Origin of the sequence: Actinospica sp. (assembly GCF_035552695.1) — a bacterium.
Classification (GTDB): domain Bacteria; phylum Actinomycetota; class Actinomycetes; order Streptomycetales; family Catenulisporaceae; genus Actinospica.
In genome coordinates this window covers 1-2843 of the sequence record NZ_DASZKT010000263.1, presented here as the reverse complement: position 1 = coordinate 2843, position 2843 = coordinate 1, and the positions used below count along the sequence as shown (strand labels likewise).

Below are 2843 nucleotides of genomic sequence, written 5' to 3'. Positions count from 1 at the left end.
CGAGTTCTCCGGCGGCCAGCGCCAGCGCATCGGCATCGCCCGGGCACTCGCGCTCAAGCCGAAGGTGCTCGTGCTCGACGAGCCGGTCTCCGCGCTCGACGTCTCGATCCAGGCCGGCGTGATCAACCTGCTGGAAGACCTCCAGGACGAACTCGGTCTCGCCTATCTGTTCGTGGCGCACGACCTGTCCGTCGTCCGGCACATCGCCGACCGGGTCGCGGTCATGTACCTCGGCAAGATCGTCGAGATAGCGGACGGCGGCTCACTGTTCGAACGCAGCCAGCATCCGTACACGCGGGCGCTGATCTCGGCGATCCCGATCCCGGATCCGCGGCTGGAGCGCGAGCGCGAGCGGATCATCGTGCAGGGCGACGTGCCGTCCCCGGCCGACCCGCCCTCCGGCTGCCGCTTCCGCACCCGCTGCCCGCTGCGGATGACGCTCTCCGAGGCGGACGCGGCCCGCTGTGCCGACGAGGAGCCGGCGCTCGTCGACCGCGGCCTCGGCGAAGGCCACCTGACGGCTTGCCACTTCGCGCGGGACTGAGTTCGACCGGCCCCGTTCCGGGATTCCGGGCGGGGCCACAATTCCCTCAACACTAAATTCCGGCCCTTCACCGCTTCGGGCGTTGACCGAAATCGGCGAGTGTAACGGCCCCGGACGGCGGGCAGCAGCCTGATGTGCCGATCCGTGATCACCACCGACCAGGCACGATCCGGGTACGGAGGGTGGTTCACAGAGGTAGTGTCCAAGATCCGAGACGGAGAAACAGGGGCGAAACACGACGATCCAGTTCCGTTTCTTGATCGGATCGTGACTCATGAACCCCTGCCGCCGACGCTGAATCGTGCGGTAAAAAAACTCCAGCAAAGCAAGAGTCTTCGCTCTCATGACCCGGAGGCGAAATGCTTCCGGTTCACCGTGCGTGAACTGGGGCGGTCGCGCGGAGTCAAGAGAGTGATGAACAGCCGGGTTGCGTTCGTGGGGCGCAGCGCGGCATTCTGGCGCGTCGGAGGCCACCAGCCGACCCGACACCCCATAAGGACCGTCCGAGAAATCCTCGGGCCGCCTGGCGACGGTACGTGCGGGAACGACGCCGTGCACGTTCCGGGTCGCCCGAAGAACGAGAAGGGTTGCCGATGGCTGCATACCTCCTGCGGAGGATGATCAACTATCTGTTCTTGGTGATCATCGCGGCCTCAGTCACATACCTGCTGGCGGCGTTCATCTTCCACCCGGAGAACAACTGGCTCGCCCGGCACCCGCAGCCCAGCGCCGCGACCATCAGGTCGGAGCTGCTCGCCCGCAACGAATGGCGCGGCACCTCGATCTGGACCCGCTACGCGAACTGGGTCAACGGCCTGCTGCACGGCAACCTCGGCACCGAGATCGGCGGCAATTCGGTGGCCTCGGACATGGCCCGCCGCATCGGCGTCTCGGCCCGCCTGCTGCTGCTGTCCACGATCATCGGCTCGGTCGGCGGCGTCGTGGTCGGCGTGTGGGGCGCGGTCCGCCAGTACAAGGCCTTCGACCGGGTCACGACCGGTGCCTCGCTGCTCGTCTACGCGATGCCGGTGTTCACCCTGGCGATCCTGCTGCAGATGTTCGCGGTCTGGTTCAACAACGCGACCAACACGCACTTCCTGTACTACGTCAACGAGGTCTCCGACCCGAACGCGCCGTTCTGGAACTTCTCGAACCTCGTCGACCGCTTCGAGCACCTGATCCTCCCCACGCTCAGCGTCTCGCTCGGCTCGATCGCGTTCTTCAGCCGATATCAGCGTGCCACGATGCTCGACGTGATGGGTAGCGATTTTCTGCGCACCGCCCGGGCCAAGGGCCTGACGAAGAACCAGGCGATCTTCCGGCACGGCGCGCGCACCGCGATCATCCCGGTGGCCACGCTGCTGAGCTACAACGCGGTGCTGCTGTTCACCGGCGCCGTGTTCACCGAGATCATCTTCACCTGGCACGGCATGGGGGAGTGGTTCATCACCAGCATCGGGCAGAACGACGTGAACTCCGTCGCCGCGGTCGGCATCTTCACCTCCATCCTGGTGCTGGTGGCCGGGCTGATCTCGGAGATCCTCACCGTGGCCCTCGACCCGCGCGTTCGCGTCTGAGCCAGGAAGGCATACCCCATGTCCCTCAACGCCAACGCCCTCGTCGACGAGATCGATCCGGAAGCCCACCTCGCGGCGCAGACGCAGGTCGCCACCGGGCGCGGCCGCCTGGTGGTCAGGCGCTTCCTGCGCAACCGGGGCGCCGCCTTCGGCCTGGTGGTCGTCGTGCTGATGTTCCTCGCCGCCTTCGTCGGCCCGCACCTCGACCAGTGGCAGTACACCGACATCGACTTCCAGAACTTCCAGACCCCGCCGTCCGGCACGCACTGGTTCGGCACCACCCAGACCGGCCAGGACCTGTTCGCGCTGACCATGCGCGGCCTGCAGAAGTCGCTGATCATCGGTCTGGTCGCGGGTGTGCTGACCACCGCGCTCGCGGCGGTCATCGGCGCCTTCGCCGGCTACTACGGCGCCTGGACCGACCGGATCCTGAGCTGGGGCATCGACCTGTTCCTGGTGCTGCCCTCGTTCCTGATGCTCTCCATCCTCTCGCCCTGGTTCAGGGGCAAGACCTGGCTGATCCTGATCCCGCTGCTGGCCGGTTTCGCCTGGATGGTCACCGCGCGGATCGTGCGGGCCCAGACGATGAGCCTGAAGTCCCGCGAGTTCGTCTCCGCGGCCCGCTTCATGGGCGTGCCCGGCTGGCGGATCATCATGCGGCACATCCTGCCGAACATCGCCTCGCTGCTGATCATCGACGCCACACTGAACGTCGCCGCCAC

General features: G+C 66.6%; 3 protein-coding genes. All 3 read left to right on the top strand.

Going from position 1 to position 2843, the window contains the following annotated elements; all coding sequences use genetic code 11:
• Nucleotides 1-544 (top strand): ABC transporter ATP-binding protein (locus VG296_RS29865; protein ID WP_325571836.1); only part of this gene is annotated, 544 nt, incomplete at its 5' end.
• Nucleotides 545-1137: 593 nt separating this feature from the next.
• Nucleotides 1138-2121: an ABC transporter permease gene (locus tag VG296_RS29860; RefSeq protein ID WP_325571835.1), complete on the top strand. Its 984-nt coding sequence runs from the start codon at nt 1138-1140 to the stop codon at nt 2119-2121.
• An 18-nt stretch (nt 2122-2139) separates the two neighbouring features.
• The coding region (locus VG296_RS29855; RefSeq protein ID WP_325571834.1) for an ABC transporter permease at nt 2140-2843 on the top strand (704 nt) is incomplete at its 3' end.

Coding starts and splice junctions, on each gene's coding strand:
- VG296_RS29860 (WP_325571835.1), top strand. CDS start 1,138: ATGGCTGCATACCTCCTGCGGAGGATGATCAACTATCTGTTCTTGGTG.